Origin of the sequence: Leptolyngbya sp. PL-A3, assembly GCF_039962325.1 — a bacterium.
GTDB lineage: Bacteria > Cyanobacteriota > Cyanobacteriia > Elainellales > Elainellaceae > Vacuolonema.
Genome location: NZ_JAMPLB010000016.1, coordinates 19393 through 40481 on the forward strand (window position 1 = coordinate 19393; position 21089 = coordinate 40481).

Sequence of the window (21089 nt, forward strand, 5' to 3'; positions counted from 1 at the left end):
CCCTTCGTCATTCAACCGATTCGATTAGATTGCCTCGGCAATTTCAGAGAATGAATACACACCCCAAACTCTGTTACGTTACCTGCCGTTACTTTACGGCTCCTGAGAATCCAGATCTGTTGAGACTACCGACAGGAAAAAATCATTTGGAGTTTCTTTCAATTCATAATCGAGAATATAGCGTCGATGGCTTGCGAAGTAGGCTAGCTTTCGCTCCATCAACTCTGCCAGAATTTCCCTTGTATCTTGTTCAAGCTGTGGGTTGTCACTCCCAGCTATGCTCTGAACGATATTGTCGATTTCGGCTTGCTGTTGATCTTCAGGAAGTAAGGTGATATTCCAGGCAAAGGCGGCGATCGCCAACAATTTCTTGCGTTGCTCGGTATTCTTAGTCGCGTTCAGAAAGGGCTTTACGAAGGCTTCCAGCACTTCAGATGTCTTGATTTCGCCCTCATTCCAATGCACAGTTTCAACTTTGCCCTGAAGGCTCTGTTGAATGCGCTGTTCTAGCTTTTCCCTAGACTGCTGCTGTGCCTGAAAGCGTTTCTGCTGGTGCAGCAATTCACCGAACCCCTTTGATTTCTTTGCCATGATCCTTTCCTGCATGGAGGCCATAGAGATTTATTTTATCGGCTTGGCATCGGATGCGCTCCTGGGCATCGTATAACCAGCTTGACATTGCTTCAAACCAAAGTGCTGCATAAAATTTCAGGCGTAACACTTGATGAACGGCCAGATGACGTTAGCTCAGAACGGGAATAAGGTGGAGGAGTAATCATGGGTAGATTTCGCATCCTTTCAACCTAAACATCAGGCCGTTGGCTCTTGTCGAGAGAACATGGCAGAAGAATCTGCAGGTTACTTTACATCTGGCGTAAGACAACTTCCTGAATCTGCGGAAGTGAATATTGCTGCTCTCTCAAGACTTTTTGCGGATACGACCAATTCTTATAAATATGTCTTCTTCATTTCCATGTTGGATATTTTGAAGAGACGAAATTTTGATGCCTTACAACCCATCGCCTTCAAAGAATTGATCATTGAGATGCTGGCAAACGCCTGGTATCCTCACACCTATTTCAAGCTGTCCTTTGGAATACGCGACAAAATCGCTGAAAGTCTTGATTCATTGACACTGGACATTCAAGAACCTATCTTAAAATTTACAGACACAGACAAAAAACTATTACGGGCAGCAATTGACGACCAAGATCTCAAGCAAGTCATCCAAAAGCTTAGAAGGTATGTTCCCTTCAGGTTAATTGTTCCTTTTTTTGAGAATGAGTTAGCCAATATCGAAAACAGGCATAAAGGAAATACTTTAGATGTTTTAGTGCCTAAAGTTGCAGAAACTCATTTTGGCGATCGCAAGCCTCTATACCGCTTCGATTCTGATAACTATAGCTCTTGCAATGCCATCATTCTGCATCCATCCTGGGCAATCTACTTGGAGAAGCACCATGCGATCGTTCGTGGCTGGGCTTCCTGGGAGTGGCTTAGCTATATGCAGAAACGCAATCCTAATACTCCAAGCATTATTCACAAACTATTTGCGCCAAACAAGAGAGAATCACTTTCAAAGCAAACAGTTTACTGGAGGATTGTTTTAGAAAATATTGATTTGCGTTGTATCTATTCTGGTCAACCAATAGAAATTAATAACTTCTCCCTGGATCACTACTTACCCTGGTCATTTGTCGCTCATGATCAACTATGGAATTTGGTTCCAACACTTCCTGAAGTCAATTCCTCAAAATCAAATGATTTACCCTCTCCTGGATTCTTTGAGAAATTCGTTGAAGCACAGCATCGAGGCTTGAGAGTGTGCCATGAAAAACTTGCGACTCAACAATGGAATAAAACAGTAGAAACTTATATCAATGATTTAGGAATTCAGAATCAGGATGATTTGCTGGATTTGGAGAAACTGGGAAATTCCTATAGCCATGTCATTCAACCCTTAGTATCTTTAGCCATCAATCAAGGCTTTAGATTATGGCAGCCCTCATCTAAAAAATTGACCTCTACTGCCTGATATACTCAGGACTTACGCAAGTACGCTATATCTAAAGTATTTGTGTTGTGTGGGGTGCTCTGCACCCCACACAACACAAATGCGTAAGTCCTGATAGTGACATCTTGCATCAACGTCAAAAGCTCTATTTTTCGTGTGCTTCGTGTACGAAAAATAGAGCTTTTGACGTTGGTATTGTAGCGATCGCCCTTCCCTTATCCCGCCCTACGTTCCTAATACATAGGATTAGAGCGCATCTCATCCCGCAACGTTTGGGCCTGCTGCGTATACTGCTGTGCCTGATCGCCCCGTCCCTGCCGCTCGTAGAGATTTGCCAAGCGCTCAAGAACAAAAATCTGTCCGTAGGGGAACATGGCTTTCTGATACTGCGCCAGGGCTTGCTGATAAGCTGTTAAAGCAGGCTCAAATTGTTCCCCGGTCTCGTAAATCTGCCCCATCTGCTGGAAAATTCGGGCTATGTTGGTCGTCTGCTCACCAAATTCCTGTTGCGACTCCTCAAAGGTGGTCAGGGCTTGCTGATAGGTTGCTAACGCCCGCTCCCATTGCCCTGCTCGTTGATAAGCTTGAGCTAACCCCGCCAAAGATTCAGCGTTGTTCACAGGAAGCCCTGCCTCCCGTAAGACTTCCAGTCTTCTTTCCTCATAGGGGATGGCTTGCCCCGGCTGCCCAGCTCGGGTGTAATGCAAAGTGATACTGCCGAGCAGACTGCTCTCATCGTAGGGAGCATTGAGGGATTGGTGGGCGATCGCCAGTGCCCGCTCAAAATAACGGTTTGCCCGATCAAAGTCTCTTTCTGCCAGGTAAAACTCCCCAACGTTCTCCAGAATCAGAGCTTGCCGCAACGAATCCCCCGCGGGTGAAACACCATCCTCAGGAGGAGTGCTCAAGGCCGTCTCGGCTTGTTGAGCATAGGCAGTGGCCTGCTCGGTCTGACCTCGCACCTCGTAGAGATGGCTGATGTTTTCGAGGGTTAGAATGCGATTCACAACTTGGAAGGACTCTTGGGGGTCAGTAATAGCATCCAGACCTTGCTGATAGGCCGTAAGGGCTGGCTCAAATTGCCCCTGTGCCAGATAGATCAATCCAATACGATTCCATACAAGCGGTGCATTGTAAGAATTGCCTCCCAGGTCTTGATAGTAAGTGAGCGCTTGCTGATAAGCTGTCAACGCCTGGTCGGGTTGTTCAGCCAAACGGTAAGCAATGCCCATCTGGCTCAGGATATTCGCTTGTCCCCAGGGGGTTAAGGCTCGACGGGCGATCGCTAATCCCTGTTCATAGGCCGTTAACGCCTGCTCCGTCTCTTCCAACGCGAGATAAACGGCACCGAGTCGCTTCACTAACTCACTCAGCTCATAAGCATAGTTATCGGGGCTGCCGAAAGAATCAGCGCCACCATCGTAGAGATCCAACGCTCGCTGATAGTAGATAGCCGCACGTTGCAACAGCCCTTGATATTCCAGGCTGGATGCAAGAGCATTTAGAGTCGCAACCTCTTCCTGGTGGTCACCCTGTTCGTGGAAGCGTTGCAATTCCTCCTCATAGAGTGCTATTCCATCCTCAATCAACCCTAGCCTGATGAGGCTGTCGGCTTGCAACAGACGTTGTGCCTCTAGGCTCGTAATGTCTGGAAAGATCTGGGCGATCGCCGGAGCAACCCCTGCCGATACGGCACGTTTATGAATATTTCTACCCCTGGCTTGAAACGGTTGGCTAGAAGCGGGATTGCCTGACCTTAAAAACTCTGGTTGATTCAGAAACGCTGGCTCGTTTAGTGGTGTGGTTAAACGAGCAGTCAGAGGAATCGTCAGAGCAAGAGATACAAGAATTGAAAGCATAACTGTTTAGTTTTTAGGGTTCTGATAAATAGCGACCCTGGTTGAATTCGCAATATAGGGTGACCTTAAGCACCACGCCATCCCATATTACTGATTCAACCGAATATCACGCCAGGAAATTCGCATTGCTGAATGAAGAGATGAAATGGAACGTGAAACCGTAGTTTCACGTTCCATTTCATCTCTTCATTCAGCAATGCCAAGTAATCAGTGCAGCAGCTTCGGTGCAGCCTCCCGTCGTACCCATACCGTAGATGCCTCGTTGTTTCATAAGCGAGAGCTAGAGTTAAGCCTGCTGAAGAACTGGGTTTCGCAGGTTCGCTGTCGGCTGGTCATGCTGTTTGTTGGGCATGGGTAGAATGGGCAAGACGATGTTGTCTGTGCGATTAGCTCAGCCGCTAGAGGAGGAATTTGAGGAGATAATTTGGCGATCGCTCCGCAATGCCCTTCCCCTCTCCACCCTCCTGGCAGACGTCTTGCTAACATTATCGGGCAATCAGCGGGTGCATCCTATTTCTGTAAGTGAGGCGGACGCAGCCCACCTCACTCACAAAAGTTCAAATGACTAACTCTGAGATTCAGTCATGTCCTCAATTTACTGCCGCATCCGATGGTCGGACGACTCAGCATGGTGTGATTTACAAGAGGCAGGAGTTTTAGATTCTAACTCACGATTCTGCACAAAAATAGCAGCAGGGATTGCACCTGTTTCTATTTAGTCGAAAGCCTCCAGTTGGCCTTCGTGAATGTATCCTCTAGAGCCGCAGGCGTCTGTAATGGCCCATGCGCCCTCCCAGCCATAAACATTAACAGCCTGCACGGAACGGATGCTGCATTGGACTGCTCCGTTGGGCCTGACTCTTACATTCGATGGCGGTTCAGAGACAACCCAGGTTATTTCATGGGTGCCCTCATAGGTGGCTTCTGAAGCATTGCTATAGCCACCGTTACAAACCAAACGAATCATCTCAGCCGTAGTTGCAGATTGAGGGCTGTGAACGACCCCATCCTCAAATGTAGTCCAGGTACCGTTGCCACAGTTCGCTTGGCTATACCGTTCGTCATTGCCCAAATAATAGGTAAAATCAACACTTCGGCCACTAACACGGTTGATTGAGTTCAGATCAACACTGACCCGCTGTCCTCCAACAGCTTGGCCAATATAGTGAAGCGAACTTTGGGCCTGAGCTGTTGACGGTGCGATCGCTAATACTCCGGCACTGAGAGCGATCGTGAGCCATTGAGCTAATTTCATAGATTGCCTTGGTAGACTAACAGGAATGCTTATTTAGAATTCCCAAAGCTGAGGACTGCCTCCTATTGAAGAGCATCTCAATTAAAAATATTTAGAACTATACAAAATTATTAGCGATGTAGAAAAAACGTGAAAGGAGACCGACAAATTAGATTCTCAGTTTTGAGAGGGGATGTTTGACGCTAGTCAAACGTCCCCTCCCAAAACTGAGAGGCTTTTTTTGAGGGGCGCACTTTATACGCTCTTCAAAAAAGCCCTTTTGGCGTACGCTCTGCGCACGCTAAAAGGGGCACTTGGGCTTGTCCCGAATTGGGTTGATAAAGCTCCCCTCAATATAAAAATGTGACGTATTCTCACGCGTTTTGCATGATTGCGAATGCCCAGAAACATTTAATAGAAGGGGTTTTGAGGGACGGGACTGGTGCGGTTCGAACGCACGGCCTAGCGCTTAGGAGGCGCTCGCTCTATCCAGCTGAGCTACAGCCCCAAGTGAATATAGACATGATAATAGCTTAGCCGATGGATGAATAGGGGCAAGAGAGCCGAGGAGCAGATATAGATTACCTATCGCCCATTACCCAGGAGACATCCCAAGGGCCGCCGCCCACTTCTAGGCCAGCAGATTGAGTGTGGGCTTCGAGAATGAGTGTGGTGCCTTCCCAGAGTTTGAGGGTGAGGTGGCCGTGGGTAGTATCTTGGCAGGCAAAGACCATGCCTTCCGCGGTGGGAACACGAACTTGGGCAGGAGGGCGATCGCACCAACCTACCACCTCTGCACGATAGCGATCGCTCTCAGCCCACACCGTCCACTTACCCCACGGCTCTACTCGCCAGGCAATCTTCGAGTTCCAGGGTACGAACTCGTAGAAGCGACCGTGATGGTGGATGCCGATGAGGCCCACCTGTTCTCGCCAGGCTAGCACTTGTCGCCAACTGCCAACGGCGGTGAGGGAGAGTTCAGATTCGTTTTCAAAGGCGTTGCATTGAATCCAAAACCACTTTTCTGGAAAGGCTCCGCCCCAGTTTTTCTCGGCATAGGTGGGAGCATGGGTAAAGTCATAGCGATCGCCCTGCCACTCGATCCAGCCTGAGGCGAGGCCGTGGGCCATGAGCACTTGCCAGCCGGGTTCGAAGATTGGGAAATAGGAGAGCCATCCGGCCGTGGCAAGGGGGAAGGTATGGCGCTCGCCCCACCCATCCAGGGGCTGCACCTGGTACTGCCAGCGCACCCAGGAGTTGGATGCAGGATCCCACAGTTGGCCCTGGTGTAACGTTGCTATAACCTGAAAGCCTTCTGAAACTTTTTGGACAAACGAGTCGGGGGGAAGATAGCGAGGGGAGGAGCAGCGAGAGGTGCGCCAGTAACCCAGCCCTAAACTGCGAGGCCACGTCCAGAAGCACCGTACATCGGGGAGGGTACGGCAGAAATAGGATTCCTGTGGCCCCAGGATTTGAGCCGTACCGCCGCTGTGGGGGCGATCGCCGCTTGGGTCTTCCAGGGAGTACATAAACGCGAAGGACTCTTGAATTTCTGGCAGGGTCAGCCGAAAGTACCAGCCCTCAAAGAAACGGCGAGGGGAGCCATCCCAGTGATAGCCGCTGTGGGGAGGCTGAAGCCAAATTTTCGGGAATCTAGCACGGGGAGATGAAGCCATAATGAAATGGAACCAATTGCCTTGCTTTGATGAGCTACTGTCTCAGTCCGGATTGCGCCCACCCCCATAACCCCGATGACGCCAGGTTCTGTCTGGCCTGTGGGGCCGCGATCGCCCTACAAAGCCGCTATCAGGCTATGAAGTTATTGGGCCAAGGGGGGTTTGGGCGCACGTTTTTAGGGATTGACCTGCATGAAACAACCCACCCCCTGTGTGTTATAAAGCAATGCTGCCCCTATCGTCAAAATCGGCATCGCCTGGCAAAGGTTGCGGAACTGTTTGAGCGAGAGGTCAAAAACCTGCAAATTCTGGGGCAGCATCCTCAAATTCCCGATCTATTGGCTCATTTTTCTGAGGGGGTACAGGAGTATTTAATCCAAACCTATGTTGAGGGGCCAACGCTGGAACAGGTCTTGAACCGTCGCGGCCCTTATGATGAGGCACAAATTCGTCAAGTATTAAGCGATTTACTGCCAGTCCTACAGTTTATTCACGATCAGCAGGTGATTCACCGGGATATTAAGCCCGCCAACTTGATTCACAGTAAGGTGAATGATCACCTGGTCCTTGTCGATTTTGGGGCCTCAAAAACCATGGCAGGTGCTGCCTTTGTCCGTACGGGAACCTCTATTGGCAGTGCCGGGTATGCCGCGCCAGAGCAGGTGATGGGCCGAGCCACCTATGCCAGCGATCTCTACAGCTTAGGGGTAACCTGCCTCAACTTACTGACGGGGATTTCTCCGGTGGATTTGTTCTCGTTTGGAGAAGGGGAGTGGGCCTGGAAAGATTATCTGCAACAACCCGTCAGTGATGAGTTAGCGGCTATTCTAAACCGTATGGTGGAACGGGATTTAGATAACCGCTACACATCAGCCGCCAGCATTTTATATGACCTCGACCCCAATAATGTCAAGCCTGCGGAACACACAACGGAATTCTTTCAAGCATTTCATGTCGTTACACCGGATATTGGGTGGCACTGTGTAGAAACGCTGTGTGGACACCGGGGGCCGGTGACAGCGATCGCGGTGCATCCCAACGGCCAGTACATCGCTAGCAGCAGTTTTGACAGAACAATTCAACTCTGGTCGTTAGAACATCGCCAGGTCATCGGTACCTTTTTGGGGCACAGTGAAGCGGTTACCTCCTTAGCCTTTAATGCGACAGGAAGTATATTAGTGAGTGGCGGGGTGGATGACACAATTCGCCTTTGGGATGTGGCGACTCAAAGTTTAATCCGGTTAATTGATGATCCGTCGGATTCCATCACCTCTCTGGTTGTAGCGTTATGTCCATTAGGCCAAACTATCGTCAGCGGCAGTGACGATTGTAGCCTGCGGTTATGGAACGTCAACACTGGAAAGCTGCTCCGCACCTTTCGGGAAACGCGCTCAGTTACAGGGGTTCAGTTCACCCCAGAGGGCGATCGCTTGGTCACTAGCAGCAGCAACAACACCCTCAAGATCTGGCATCTTGCCACAGGCAAATGCCTGCAAACCCTGTCTGCCCATAGCCAGGATGTACTGGCCTTTGCGATCGCCCCCCAAGGCAATCTCATTGTTAGTGGAGGCGGGGACAATACGGTGCGGCTGTGGGAGCTGGAAACAAAGCAACTCAAAACTCTGACTGGGCATCTTGATTGGGTAAAAAGCATTGCCCTACAACCCGGTGGCACTCTCATTGCCAGTGGTAGCAGCGACACCACCATTCGCCTTTGGCAATGGCCTCAAGGCACTTTGAACACCACGTTGACAGGCCATACGCGGGATGTAAATGCTTTGGCGTTTACGCCAGATGGCACAACACTGGTGAGTGGAAGTGGCGATCGCACTCTAAAAATTTGGCAGGTCTAGTGGCAACCTTAAGCCGCCGAGCATTAGATACTTAGTATTGTTACTACAACAGCAAAGAAGATAAGGATGGCGACGATAACGACATAAGGCACGCTCGCTGCAGTGGTGGAACGTCTAGCAGGAAGCTTAAAGCCACTTTCCGCTACAGCCTTAAAGACTCGCCATTGAATCACGAGAAGGATAAGCCCAACGCTGTAAGAAACAACAAATCCTAACCCAGTATCAACCCCAAGCAGAAGATTGAGCGGTGCAACTAATACGCCCATCACTCCTAATGTGTATGCACAGGCTCGAAGGGCCAGGCCAAACGGACCTCTGCCACCTAGTACTGTTGCGCCAGCCCAATATACCAAAGCCAGGAACAGCATTGTAATGCAGGCTTGCAGGGGCACAACAAATAGAGCTGACACCAAATCGGTTACTAATGAGCGATCGGAGTCAAGCCCCGCCAACGCATATCTGAGCCGTTCGCATGGGCTTATGAGAACGGCTGAAATGAATAGAAAAAGAAACGCATCCCTAACGTTACCTCCCGGAATAAGCGAGCCAAATTGCGAAGGAGAACGGAGACAAAGACGGAGTGTTTCAAACCATCGTAAGGGAAGAAAGCGATTGCTTTCTTCCCAGGGTACAACCTCGAATTTTTTAGGTGATGGCGGGCGAGGCCGTGCAGGGTCGCGTTGTCGATGATTTGGTTTGCTCATTTTAGCGTAGGTCTACCCAACCAATCCTTGACGGAACTTTCCGTTCATTATCTCGAAGAAAGGATGAGAAGGCTCTTTCTTTCGTATTTTTTTACGAATAAGGACCGGCACTATCAGTGCGCTCCACAGAAACGAACAATCTAGTACGCTGAGGCGGAAATCCATCACCTATGTTTTTGTATGGGGTGCTTCGCACCCCATACAAAAACATAGGTTGCAAACTTAAGCCGCAGCCTACTAGATACTGCACTTGGCCTATCGCTCATCATGTCAGCCAGCTAAGGTCTGGGTTACCGCTAGCTGGCTTAAAGTTGTCCTTTCTGAAGTTAAGACGAACTTGAATCACCGCTTTATTCTGTGCATTCAAGTCTTGCTAAATCGTTTTGAAGTAATCACTAGCAAGGCTGAGTTGCCCAACCGCAACATCTTGAATAACTGCAATCAGTTCATTAGCTGCACCATTTGTGCCTTTTAGATAAACACCTGTATCCGCTTTGTCCGCTAAACCGAGTGAGATCGGCGAGTTCTTCAAGATGTATAGCGACTTGCTTCCTGCCAGCTTGATCTTGTCCTCGTTCTTATTGAAATAAGCAATCTGTGCATAGTCAGCAAGTCCAGCTGTTGTTGCTACCTGGTCGTCATAGAATACACGAGCCGTACCAGTATGGTCTTTCTGGCCTAGATAAAACGTATCTTTGCCATTATTGGCAGCTGTTCCAGCGCTCAGATAGTCAATTTCTCCTTTTCCTATTGAAATGCCCAAACTGCCTGAATTTTCCTTACCTGAACCGATCAAAGTGTCATCGCCCTCATTACCAAAGAGAGCGTCATTACCGCCGCCGCCAATGAGTAAATCATTGCCGTAACCACCATGTAGAGTATCTTTACCCGAACCTCCAAAGAGTTGGTCGTTGCCTGTACCTCCGTAGATTAAATCATGTCCCCAATTACCGTTCAGCAGGTCATTACCATCAAAAGCACCATTATTAAAAGCCGTCTGACTACTGCCACCATAAATGACGTCATCGCTATCTAAAGCAGATATTGTATCGTTGCCACCATTTCCATAAATGGTATCAGTCAAAAGAGTTCCAAAAGTGTTATCATCGCCGTTGCCTAAATTTATTACTGCCATTGTCATTTCCCCTAAAAATTTCAGTGTTTTCAATTACATGTCTTCGCAGTACAAGTTCAGCTGCCTTACCTGAGGTAATGAAGCTGAAGTAACTTACTGCAAGTTAGTCAAAAGCTTGTGAACGGGAACAGGCGAAAAAGGGGAAAATAAATCTTATCTTTCTCCTCTTTTATGTCCTTGTTCTTTGAGGCTCTCTTGTTGCTTTTGTAACTTTGACATCATCACGATATACCGAGTTTTTGAGGATGTCGTTGCAGAAAAAGTCTGGAGTTGAATCAGCGAGAGTAGGAGCTTTTTTGAGGAAATACCAGTAGAATTTCAAGGATTCTGAAAAGTTCAGGTTAGGAATAACACAGGCAGTAGGGCTGGAGCAGGAAAACCGCAAGAGTCTGCTCCATGTTCTCGAGTTGCTGAAGTACCATTCTTGTGTACGTTTCCCGCACAAAAATTGGATGTTTTGAAGTGCCACGTGTTGTGCGGCACTTCAAAACATCTTTAATCCATCAGGTTCGCTAGCAAAGAGTTATGGTGTTGAGATAGAACTTGGGCGTGTCCGGTCAATTGTGACAAAATCCTCACGTACCCAACCAACATGCCTCGACTCCTGAAAACGGACTTGATACCAGGTAGAATTCCGGTTGTCTTGGGTTTCGGCCAGCAGAACGACTCGGTCGCCAGCAAAGCCATAGGCAGATGAGCTGGCCGAGGTGGAGGGACCGCTGCGGACATTAATTCGGCTTCCAGGCGTATCCGAGGTGAGTTCAGCAGGGGTTTCAGACAATGATGTAATGTCAGAGCCAGTTGTGGGAGAAGGCGATCGCCCTAATTCGGTCGTGACAAAATCCTCACGTACCCAACCAACATGCTTGGACTTGTTAAATCGCACCTGATACCAGGTAGCGTTTTGCTCATCCTGCGCTTCAGCCAGCAATACAATGGCATCTCCAGCATAGCCATAAGCTGAAGCCCGTGCTGCGGTAGAAGGCCCATTCCGAATATTGATTTTGGCATCGGGGGTTTCGGATGTCAGTACAGCTGGAGTTTCGGGTAGAGGTCTTGTTTGTGGGCTCACGCTAGGGGATGGTGCCGTTGCTTGAGGTGACGCAGGGCTACCGTTCCACTCATCGCAGAAATGACGGAAAGAAGCTGAGAACCAATCAATGTAGTCACCTACAGTTTCTTCCAGACCATCGGGTGGCCCGATCTGAAGTAGAGCGCGATCGCCATTCTGTTTCAGATCTGTGCAGTTGATGACGACTGAAGTTTCTTCATTCGTCTCCAGGGTGATCAGGGTCAGATTAAGGTCACCAGAATCAGTGATGGGTTCTAACAGAACCATGTACTGTTTGGTTTCCTCGTTGGTGAAAGTCGGCTTACTTTGATGCTCTGGTTTAACAAGGCTTTTAGATAGTGCAGGGTTAGCAGGTGGCTCAGTTTGAGGAACAACAGCTTCGTTTTTGTTTGAGCTGGTTTCGTTTCCGCACCCACTTAGGAGCATGAGTCCAGAAACGGCTAGCACTGTTATTGTCCTTTGACACAGGTGTTTTAGCATAAATCTTGAGCTCTCCTCAGTATGCATGAGTTGATTGCCAGGAAATTGCTATGGGTCATAGTGGGTCGACTTCCTTGTGAGGAACGCACGGCATACAAAGCTTCATCACAAGGGAGTCAATGTGTAAACAGGTTAGCGATCGCTTACGGGTAACCCACCCTTCTTAATGTTCTTAGACTTGGAATTGGCTGGGAGTTTAATCTCTACTTGAAGGTGGTCGGGTTTTCCCTTGATCTGTTTCCGATCAAAGGATTTGTTGATTGAATCGGATACTTGCTTCAAGTAGTCAATGCCAGAGGTAGGCTTGCTGACAGCAGGTTCAATGCTTTTATAAACAGGTTTACCATCGCCGCCCAGTAAATCTTTGGCGGCTCCTGGAGAAGCGATTGAGGTGGCGATACTGGGTTGGCCCACCAGTGCTCCCATTGGTTCAGCCAGGGCAGGGCTATTCAATACTAATCCCACTACCATCACACAGCAAATGACAATACTCTGGACAGTTTTTCTGAAACCCTTGATTTTGCGTGCGCTTCGCACACGCAAAATCAAGGGTTTCAGAAAAACTGTCCGAACTAATGAAATGACAAACAGGTGAAATAAATGCACAACACGGCGTTTCATAAGTGAAGTTCTCTAAGGAGCAATGAGCGACTATGTTTTTCTACAACAGAGGCGCGATCGCAGATTCCGCAGGATGGCCTTGATTTTTCCTGATTTTTCATATTGCTCCTTGTAAAGGGGAAGGACATTATTAGGGCAACGCCCCACGTTATGAGCGATCCCGTAATTCGCGTTGAAAATTTAGGCAAACACTACCGTCTCCGCCACCAACAACCGGAGCGGTACACTGCCCTACGCGATGTGATTGCCCATCGTACACAATCCTTTTTGCAGCGGCTAAATCCGTTAAGCTCCTTCAAGCCTCAGAGCGCAAACCGGAATGAGGAGGAGTTTTGGGCACTGAGGGATGTGTCATTTGAGGTAAATGCGGGCGATCGCATCGGTATCATCGGTCGTAACGGAGCCGGAAAATCCACCTTACTCAAAATCCTCAGTCGCATTACCGAACCCAGTACGGGCAGTATCCGCATCAAAGGCCGCGTTGCCAGTCTTCTGGAAGTTGGCACAGGCTTTCATCCCGAACTCACAGGCCGCGAAAACATTTTTCTAAATGGTGCCATTCTCGGCATGAGTAGAACCGAAATTCGTCGCAAGTTTGATGAAATTGTTGCTTTTGCCGAAGTTGAAAAATTTCTGGATACCCCCGTCAAACGCTACTCCTCGGGCATGTATGTGCGCCTAGCGTTTGCCGTTGCTGCCCACCTCGAACCTGAAATTTTAATTATTGATGAAGTGCTAGCGGTTGGAGATGCAGCATTCCAAAAGAAGTGTTTAGGCAAAATGGAAGATATCGCTGAAAATGAAGGACGAACAATTCTATTTGTTAGCCATAATGTAGCTGCTATTAAGAAGCTCTGCAATTATGGCTTCTTCCTACAAAATGGAGACCTTCTATTTCAAGGTGTAGTAGATAAAAGTATCGAGTTTTATCAAGAAAATATTCATTCCGATGCAAGCTTTGGAAATAACCAGAATATTCAAATTAACGATGTTTATCCTAAGAAAATTAATGATTTCTTTGAAATAAAAAACATAAATCTAGTCGATCAAAATGGTAGCGAAATTAAAACCATTACAACAGGGAAAAGCCTGCAAATTCAGATAGATTATTTGTCTCAAGAAAAAGTAATTTATCCATCATTTATACTAGCTTGTAAGACAGCAACAGACATAAAGCTATTCGAATTGCATTCATCTCCAACTATCTCGGGACATATGCCAGATATCGAAAAAGGACATGGCAGCATTACGTTAATAATCCCGTATCTTCCATTGTTGGGAGGAACCTATTATTTTGATTTAAGCCTGGCTCAAGTTGCTGTTAAACGCTACTTTACTATTGAACGGTTGATAAAGCTGCTTATTGAACCTTCAGATGTTTATAGCACAGGCTATCTCTTCGATCAGAAGAATGGATTTATTGAAATTCCTCATAAATGGGAATATTCGTGAAGAATTAGGCGTGAGATCTAAATCTAGAGTCTTGAGTTTTCTATGAAAGTATTACAAGTTAATGTTTCTTTCGACCTCATTCAGTCCATACGTCTTCTACACGCTCTTATGGAATCTGATTACAAAATTTTTGTTCCACCCGAACATACAGAAAAATTTTCAGAATTAAGGAAGCGATTTAACATTAATTATGTTTATGACTGCCCTTCTGAAAATCTACTGATATTACAGAAGCCTCATATTGAAGTATTACATCATGAACCAGAAACTAGGATTGGTACCCTCAGCCGACCTTTGATTTTTCCTCACCAGATTTTCCAATACTGTCAAAGTTTGTGGGCATCTAATAGACAGCACAAATTTACTTTTTCTGGACTGATAACTGCTTCCAGGAGAAAGATAATTGAAGACTGGATCAAAAACAGGCATCTAGAGGCTATAGAACCATTAAAAATTTTTGATGGTCAGAAAAAGAGAGGAAAAATAAGTTCTAGAATTCAAAAACTTTTTTTAGGAGCTTCCCGTAGAGACGTTGTCCTTCAGAGCGAAGATATTCTATTTTGGTCATCTGAAAATGGACGTAAGTTTCCTTTGAAATCTTGGGATAACCAGTATTTTAAGTTGTTAGCTAATTCTGAATTTACTTTATGCCCAGATGGAGATTTTGTTTGGACCTACCGATTTTTTGAATCTGCTATTTGCGGCGCAATACCTATTATTCAAAACTATACCTCTGTTTATGAGGGCTTTCGTTTTAAGATGATGGAAGAGACAACAAGAGATATGGTTTGGTCTAAAGAGGATGCTGAACATAACTTCCAGCTATGCCAGGAACGGCTAACAATTCCCCTCAATTTAATGAATGATGAGCTTGGAAAGCTGTTAGCCAAAGTATAGATAAAAGGCTGAATGACAAAGTATTAATGGTTGTTACTTAAATACTGTCTGTAGGAGAGGAAAAATGATTGTTGCTGATTTCATTCAAATTTTTAGAAATACTCGGTATCTAAGTGGAAAAAAATCAATAGGATTGCCTTCCAATATCATAGCAAAAGAATATTTTAACTTAAGCATAAAACTACTACTAAATAATTCTCCCGGTTCAAAAATAGATAATCGTCTACCTATTTTAGGATATGAGATTGAATATCTAGAGCTTCGTACACTCAAATACTTATTTGAAGAAATTTTTTCAAAACAGAACTATTATTTTTATACTGAGAAGGAAGATCCAATTGTGATTGATTGTGGCTCCAATATAGGGATGTCAATTTTATACTTTAAGCAGATATATCCGAAGTCTAAAATTATTGGATTTGAACCTTCAAAAGTAGAATTTGAAATACTTGCAAACAATATTAAAAACAATCATCTCAGAGATGTCGAAGTCTTTAACTTAGGTCTTGCTGAAGATGAGGGAATCCGTCCTTTGTTCTATAATTCCAATCGTTCAGGAAGTCTCTCGATGAGTCTTCTTGAAGAGCGATTTCAGGGTAATGAAACATGCTCGACGGCTATTGAAACAACTTGCTTGTCACGCTATATAAACTCAGAAGTAGATTTTTTAAAGTTAGATATTGAAGGTGCAGAACTTGCTGTTTTGAAGGAACTGGATGAAAAGAAGAAGCTCCCTCTTATAAAAGAAATGGTGATTGAGTATCATCATCATATTAAGCAAGATCATGATACTCTTTCAACAGTTTTTTCTATATTGGAATCTAATGGATTTGGTTATCAAGTTTCTGCCTATATCGATGGGCCCTTCAAGAAACAAAAATTTCAGGATATGTTAGTTTTTGCTTACAGAAAGAATGAATAAGCCCACCAGGAAACTTCCATTTGAATCTCTATGAAAACTTACTATGTTCATGGATGGCATGGCAACCTCAATGCTGGAGATGATGCTTTTGCCATTGTTGTTAACTGGGGGTTGCAGAAGTACTGTCATGCTGAATCAATGGTTCTAGAGGCTGATAAGTCTGGAACTCTAACTGAAAAATATGGGATCAAGACAGTTCAAATTTCAGGTATTACTATTCCGGGTTTAAGCCGGCTGAGAAGGTCATACTATCTATCACGCTCCAAACACTTTATTCTGGCGGGCGGTAGCCTGTTTAATGAAGGATCAGTTCATTCGATTTTAAGTACACCTTATTTCAGCTCACATAAGCCTTTAGCTTTAGGAGTATCAGTTGGACCATTTAAGTCAAACGACCATGAGGACAAAGTTATCGAATTGATGAATCGAATGCTTTATGTCGGTTTTCGGGACGACTATTCATATAACTGGGCCATCTCTAGAAATATATCTTGTCCCTTTTCTCGATCTTTTGATCTGGCAGCTTTAATGCCTTTCGTGCCTCAAAAAAACACTTCAATTGTTCCTGGCAAGAAAAAGATCGGGATTGTTCCGCTTGCTTTTCATGTGTTGACTGAAAAGACAGTTTCAACTGATTTGACGTATATTAAAAAATTTGCAGAACATACATATGAAATATCTAAAGAGTATGATGCAGATATAGAGCTATATGCGTTATGTACAAATCCTAATTACGATGATCGGTTAGTTTGTCAAGCTTTCTTGGATGCTATTCCTACAGCTGATAATATCCATATTTACAGGCATAATGGTGATGCCATTGAAACATTTAATGCTTTAAAAAGATGCACGCATGTTGTTTCCATGCGTCTGCATGGAAGTGTTTTTGCTTATGCTAATCAACTTCCATTGTTAATTTTAAGTTATCACCAGAAATGCCGAGATTTTGCAGATACTATTGGTCTGAAAAATGATTTCTTTCTGGATCTAAGGGATTTTGATTTTGAGTCCTATCAGACTTCGCTTGCCAAGTTCTTGACAACTCAGGTTCTCGACGCCACGCTATCTCTTCAATCTGCTCAAGATCGCGCTTTGGAGAATTTTAGAAGTTATGAAATTTGGCAATGATATTCAAGGTAATGCTTTATGTGATGAAGTGAGCCCCAAAATTTCCGTAATCTGTCCTCTTTTCAACAAGGAGCAATACATTGTAGAAACAATACAATCCTTGCAGGCCCAAAGTTATTCGAATTGGGAGCTTTTAATCGTCGATAATGGCTCCACTGATAATAGTGTTGATAAAGTAAAAAATATTGAAGAGACTCGGCTGCAATTGCTACGATCGCCCCAACGTGGCCCTGGAGCAGCCCGCAACTTTGGTCTCAAGCACTCCGTGGGTGACTGGGTACTATTTCTGGATGCTGATGATTTGTTGGAACCGGATTATCTGGCAACACAGATACAAACGGTTACGCAACACCCGACAGCCAGTATAGTGGCGGCAGGATGGCAGGAGTTTCAAGACGACGCGCCACAACAACGGGTTGTAAAACAGCCTGCGGGTTTAGGGCAATCTCTACAACAATTGCGGGATGGGGCGATCGCTTTCGTTCCCTGGGCCGTTCATGCGGCTATGATTCGTCGTTCTGCGCTCCTCCCTGAGTGCCACTGGCCAGAGGCATTGGATGGGTTTCTGGGGGAAGATTTGGCTTTCTGGTTCCGTCTGGTGAGCCGTTATCTAGTTGCCCATAGTGCCTGCCAGGGAGCCCTATATCGCATACACACCCCTCACTGCCGCACACAAAACCGGGATGTTGAAAAGTGGTTTACAGGGCTTCATGCAGCTGTAAGCGACAACCTGCAAGATTGCCAGAGGCGCAGCTCTCCCTTAACGGCCGGACAGTGTGAAAGCTTAACTCGTCTTTATAGCCAACTTTATCAACAGGCACTCAAGGCCAAGCATGATGCAGTCGCTAAAGAGACGCTTCAGTTAGCCCGTAGTTATCTGCAACAATACCTGGCGATCGCCCCTCAGCCTAAACCTTCTATGCGGTTGCGATATCTTTTAGGGCTGCGGCTATTTTCCCAACTGGCTACCCATTTGTCCTGACACACGCGATGAGGGCTGTATCTAGAGGGTAGTGAAGTAATGATGGCGATCGCCCTTACCTTTCATGATTCCACGGTTCTTACGTGATAGTTTTTTTAAGTTGTGGTACGGGTTTCGCGGAGTTCCGCGCACTCTGGGCAAACACTCTGTTCGGTTTGATGAATCCTTGCGCCGATGGGAGCTGGAAGCGGAGGATGTTGCTATTCAAGCCATTCAGCAATATCTACATCCTGGCCAGGTCTTTGTAGATGTAGGTGCAAACTTTGGATTACACACCCTGCATGCAGCCAAACAAGTTGGAGAACAGGGATTTGTATTTGCATTTGAACCCGTTCCTAGCAACTTAAAGTTATTACGGCGGAACATTGCGTTGAATGGAATTGAACATCAAGTTTTGATTGTTCCATCCGCTGTTTCAAATCAGACAGAAGCAACACTTTCGTTCCACGTGCCGGATGAAGAAATTCCTGTAACCGCCTCTTTAAGCACAGCAGAACAGTCCCGTAGCATTCAGGTCGCGAACGTTCGTTTGGATGACTACTGGGAGATGGTGAACCGCCCTATCCATCTAATCAAAATTGATGTCGAAGGAGCGGAGCTGGAGGTGTTGCGAGGCGCTGAGAATCTGCTACAGCGATGGCGACCCCACTTACTGATTGAGGTGCATGGTTTTGCTTTGCCTGCGTTTGGTAGCAGTGTCGAGGAACTACAAGATTTTCTGACGAAGCTGGGCTATCAAGAACACCGCTTAGAGTCGGCTCATTTTTCAGGAAAGGATTACTACCAGGCTATTTATCTCTGTCAGTCTGCCAGTGAGCTGGAGTTTCAATCCACACAATCTGAAATTCTGCTCTAACGCTTTCTTTGTGTACCTTCAAGCTGACCCATCATGACCATTGGGATTGTTGTTACAACGATTTATCACGGGGAATTCCTCGATGAATACTACGAGCACTTTAAGACCCGCCATGAGTTAGAACAGGTTCGTTTCTATATCATTGGCGATTTATCTACACCCATTGAATGTGAGCTTCGTGCTGAGCGTTACCGGGCAGAGGGACTGCCCTGGTTGTATGTAGGCCCAGATGCGCAAAAAGACTTTCTCTTATCCTTTCCAGAACTGGCTGCTGAAATTCCCTGGAATAGTGACAACCGGCGAAATATTGGATTCTTGATGGCCTATCGCGATCGCTGTGATGTGATCATTGCGATTGACGATGACAACTACCCCCGTTCAGATTGGCCTTTCTTAGACGGACATCGTGAGGTGGGAACTCAGATAACCGCTTCCATGGCTACAGGATATAACGGGTGGTTTAACCTGTGTGCGTTGATGCAGGTTCACTGTCCTGCACTCGATGGGCCTGGAACGGTTTACGCTCGAGGCTTTCCCTATGTTCGCCGAGATCCCCGTTGCGGGCAGATAAACACCACCTCCCAGCAGGGCTATGTCGCCGTTAACGCAGGCCTGTGGTCTGGAGATCCCGATGTTGATGCGGCAACTCGCCTGGTGACCCGCTGTGAAGCAGAGGCCGCATTTCAACAGAGCGTGCTGCTAGCGCCTGATACTCTGATGCCAATCAATACTCAGAACACGGCCCTGATTCGAGATGCCATTCCGGCTTACTACTACGTGCGGATGGGACATCCGGTAGGGGGCATGAAGCTGGATCGCTTTGGTGATATTTTTAGTGGCTTCTTTGTACAGAAGTGTGTTCAAGCGATGGGCCATGTGGTGCGGATTGGTAGCCCCGTAGTGGAGCATCGGCGATCGCCCCACAACCTCTACAAAGACCTCTGGCACGAACTGGCTGGCATGGTTGTGATCGACGATATGCTACCCCTGTTGGAAACTCCCCTACCCCCTGCTGGCTCCTATAGTGAAGCTGCGTTGACCCTGGCTGATCGCATTGAAGATTGGGCCAGGGAACGGCAAGGATTCCTGTGGGATGATGCCCTGCGAGGATACTTCCTCAGTGTTAGCCAGAACATCAGGCTTTGGACTGTCGTTTGCCGAGAGTTAGACACATGATTTCCCTGGTTTCGACAGTTCTGAATGACATAGAGGGGCTGAAAGTATTTTTTACTCAGATGGAAGCCCAAACCCGCCAACCCGATGAAATTGTCATCACGGATGCGGGGTCAACGGATGGTTCCTGGGAGCTATTACAGGATTATGCATTGACGGGTTCAATCCTGTTGCGCTGTCATCAGGAATTGGGTTGCAACGTGGCACGGGGGCGAAATTTAGCGATCGCCCTCACCCACCATGATCTGATTGCATCCACAGACATCGGCTGCTCCTGGGACCCAGAATGGTTGGAGGAGTTAACAGAACCTCTAGTGCAGAATCCCCAGACTCAAGCTGTGATGGGCAGTTGGGATGTGCCATGGGATACGTTGGAGAGTGATTGGGCCAAAGTAGATTATTGCTTGAATAGGGGGTTGCGCTTTATTGCAACGCCCAAAGCTCATGCATCGTCACGGGCGATCGCTTACCGCAAACAACTTTGGGAAAACATTGGTGGTTATCCGGAAGACTTGACTTTGGCCGGAGACGATATGGTGTTTGCCCTGCTGCTGCATAACACTACAGACCAGATTGCCTGTGCTCCTATTCCTCGCTGTCACTGGCAACGCCCTGTAACCTTACGTTCGTTCTTGAAGGAATCTCGCCGTAATTTTCGGGGAGGCGGAGAAGCCGGAATCTGGTTAGACTACGGGCTTTTAACAGGCGGAAGGCTGCTATTTGATGGCCTATTCAGTATTGGATTGTTCCTACTGTTACTGCCGCATTTTAAGGGAATGGCTGTTCTTTTGATGGTAGCTGCCAGCCTCAGTTTTATATTACGGATGTGGCGTTTGCTACCTGCTGTTAAACATTTTCGAGAGCAGGGTGGTTCAGGAAGCTGGCTCAAAATTTTGATCTTTGAATATCTGATCAAAGTATCAGGAGTACTGGGTTACTGGAAGGGATTCTTAATGGGCTTTAATCGCTGTCATCAATGTCGAGAACGACTAAGGCAGGTAAAGGCCCTAGAATCCGCACAGGTCATTTGA

The 21089-nt window shown here is 46.6% G+C and carries 20 protein-coding genes and 1 tRNA gene; 12 read left to right on the forward strand and 9 right to left on the reverse strand.

From position 1 onward, the window contains the following. Positions 1 to 93 precede the first annotated feature (93 nt). Positions 94 to 591 (reverse strand): hypothetical protein, encoded by a 498-nt coding sequence (locus tag NDI52_RS13965; RefSeq protein ID WP_190773023.1) that lies wholly within the window; start codon positions 589 to 591, stop codon positions 94 to 96. Between the two features lie 247 nt (positions 592 to 838). On the opposite strand from NDI52_RS13965, the gene NDI52_RS13970 reads away from it, so the two are divergent. Continuing rightward, positions 839 to 2035, forward strand: coding sequence for an HNH endonuclease domain-containing protein (locus NDI52_RS13970; protein WP_190773024.1), 1197 nt, complete (start codon positions 839 to 841; stop codon positions 2033 to 2035). 212 nt (positions 2036 to 2247) lie between these two features. Here the strand turns inward: NDI52_RS13970 and NDI52_RS13975 are convergent, their stop codons facing one another. Next, positions 2248 to 3873: a tetratricopeptide repeat protein gene (locus NDI52_RS13975; RefSeq protein ID WP_348256441.1), complete on the reverse strand. Its 1626-nt coding sequence runs from the start codon at positions 3871 to 3873 to the stop codon at positions 2248 to 2250. Between the two features lie 196 nt (positions 3874 to 4069). Here NDI52_RS13975 and NDI52_RS13980 point away from each other — a divergent pair, with 196 nt between their 5' ends. After that, positions 4070 to 4231, forward strand: coding sequence for a hypothetical protein (locus NDI52_RS13980; protein ID WP_190773026.1), 162 nt, complete (start codon positions 4070 to 4072; stop codon positions 4229 to 4231). 1 nt (position 4232) lies between these two features. Next, complete coding sequence (locus tag NDI52_RS13985; protein WP_190773027.1) at positions 4233 to 4442, forward strand: hypothetical protein; 210 nt, start codon at positions 4233 to 4235, stop codon at positions 4440 to 4442. Positions 4443 to 4588: 146 nt separating this feature from the next. On the opposite strand, the gene NDI52_RS13990 is transcribed toward NDI52_RS13985, so the two are convergent. The 3 genes from NDI52_RS13990 to NDI52_RS14000 all read right to left on the reverse strand — a co-directional run bounded on the left by NDI52_RS13990 (position 4589) and on the right by NDI52_RS14000 (position 6783). Continuing rightward, positions 4589 to 5128 (reverse strand): hypothetical protein, encoded by a 540-nt coding sequence (locus tag NDI52_RS13990; protein WP_199330834.1) that lies wholly within the window; start codon positions 5126 to 5128, stop codon positions 4589 to 4591. A gap of 413 nt (positions 5129 to 5541) precedes the next feature. Beyond that, positions 5542 to 5615 (reverse strand) — tRNA-Arg (locus tag NDI52_RS13995). A 73-nt stretch (positions 5616 to 5688) separates the two neighbouring features. Then, positions 5689 to 6783 carry a tocopherol cyclase family protein gene (locus tag NDI52_RS14000; RefSeq protein ID WP_190773028.1) on the reverse strand — a complete coding sequence of 365 codons (1095 nt, stop codon included), beginning with the start codon at positions 6781 to 6783 and terminating at the stop codon, positions 5689 to 5691. Between the two features lie 29 nt (positions 6784 to 6812). On the opposite strand from NDI52_RS14000, the gene NDI52_RS14005 reads away from it, so the two are divergent. Further along, on the forward strand, positions 6813 to 8636 hold the full coding sequence (locus tag NDI52_RS14005; protein WP_190773029.1) for a WD40 repeat domain-containing serine/threonine-protein kinase: 1824 nt from the start codon (positions 6813 to 6815) through the stop codon (positions 8634 to 8636). Positions 8637 to 8659: 23 nt separating this feature from the next. Here NDI52_RS14005 and NDI52_RS14010 read toward each other — a convergent pair whose 3' ends face one another. From NDI52_RS14010 to NDI52_RS14025, 4 genes are all read right to left on the reverse strand, one after another. Continuing rightward, entirely contained in the window at positions 8660 to 9088 is a 429-nt protein-coding gene (locus NDI52_RS14010) for a hypothetical protein (protein ID WP_190773030.1), read from the reverse strand. Between the two features lie 625 nt (positions 9089 to 9713). Beyond that, complete coding sequence (locus NDI52_RS14015; RefSeq protein ID WP_348256442.1) at positions 9714 to 10508, reverse strand: calcium-binding protein; 795 nt, start codon at positions 10506 to 10508, stop codon at positions 9714 to 9716. A gap of 490 nt (positions 10509 to 10998) precedes the next feature. Then, positions 10999 to 11814, reverse strand: a complete 816-nt coding sequence (locus NDI52_RS14020) for an SH3 domain-containing protein (protein ID WP_190773031.1) — start codon at positions 11812 to 11814, stop codon at positions 10999 to 11001. A gap of 345 nt (positions 11815 to 12159) precedes the next feature. Beyond that, entirely contained in the window at positions 12160 to 12492 is a 333-nt protein-coding gene (locus NDI52_RS14025; RefSeq protein WP_190773032.1) for a hypothetical protein, read from the reverse strand. Positions 12493 to 12798: 306 nt separating this feature from the next. Between NDI52_RS14025 and NDI52_RS14030 the strand changes: the two genes are divergently transcribed. The 8 genes from NDI52_RS14030 to NDI52_RS14065 all read left to right on the forward strand — a co-directional run bounded on the left by NDI52_RS14030 (position 12799) and on the right by NDI52_RS14065 (position 21089). Continuing rightward, complete coding sequence (locus tag NDI52_RS14030; RefSeq protein WP_190773033.1) at positions 12799 to 14100, forward strand: ABC transporter ATP-binding protein; 1302 nt, start codon at positions 12799 to 12801, stop codon at positions 14098 to 14100. A 108-nt stretch (positions 14101 to 14208) separates the two neighbouring features. Next, a complete protein-coding gene (locus NDI52_RS14035) occupies positions 14209 to 14997 on the forward strand; it encodes an exostosin family protein (protein WP_190773034.1) in 789 nt (262 codons plus the stop codon). Between the two features lie 64 nt (positions 14998 to 15061). Next, positions 15062 to 15919, forward strand: coding sequence for an FkbM family methyltransferase (locus NDI52_RS14040; RefSeq protein ID WP_190773035.1), 858 nt, complete (start codon positions 15062 to 15064; stop codon positions 15917 to 15919). A 30-nt stretch (positions 15920 to 15949) separates the two neighbouring features. Continuing rightward, on the forward strand, positions 15950 to 17047 hold the full coding sequence (locus NDI52_RS14045; protein WP_190773036.1) for a polysaccharide pyruvyl transferase family protein: 1098 nt from the start codon (positions 15950 to 15952) through the stop codon (positions 17045 to 17047). Further along, positions 17031 to 18029 carry a glycosyltransferase family 2 protein gene (locus tag NDI52_RS14050; RefSeq protein ID WP_190773037.1) on the forward strand — a complete coding sequence of 333 codons (999 nt, stop codon included), beginning with the start codon at positions 17031 to 17033 and terminating at the stop codon, positions 18027 to 18029. Before NDI52_RS14045 ends, NDI52_RS14050 begins: the two co-directional genes overlap by 17 nt. Before the next feature lie 64 nt (positions 18030 to 18093). Next, positions 18094 to 18885, forward strand: coding sequence for an FkbM family methyltransferase (locus NDI52_RS14055; RefSeq protein ID WP_190773038.1), 792 nt, complete (start codon positions 18094 to 18096; stop codon positions 18883 to 18885). 33 nt (positions 18886 to 18918) lie between these two features. Next, complete coding sequence (locus NDI52_RS14060) at positions 18919 to 20061, forward strand: hypothetical protein (protein WP_190773039.1); 1143 nt, start codon at positions 18919 to 18921, stop codon at positions 20059 to 20061. Next, entirely contained in the window at positions 20058 to 21089 is a 1032-nt protein-coding gene (locus NDI52_RS14065) for a glycosyltransferase (protein ID WP_190773040.1), read from the forward strand. The genes NDI52_RS14060 and NDI52_RS14065 overlap by 4 nt, the downstream gene beginning before the upstream one ends.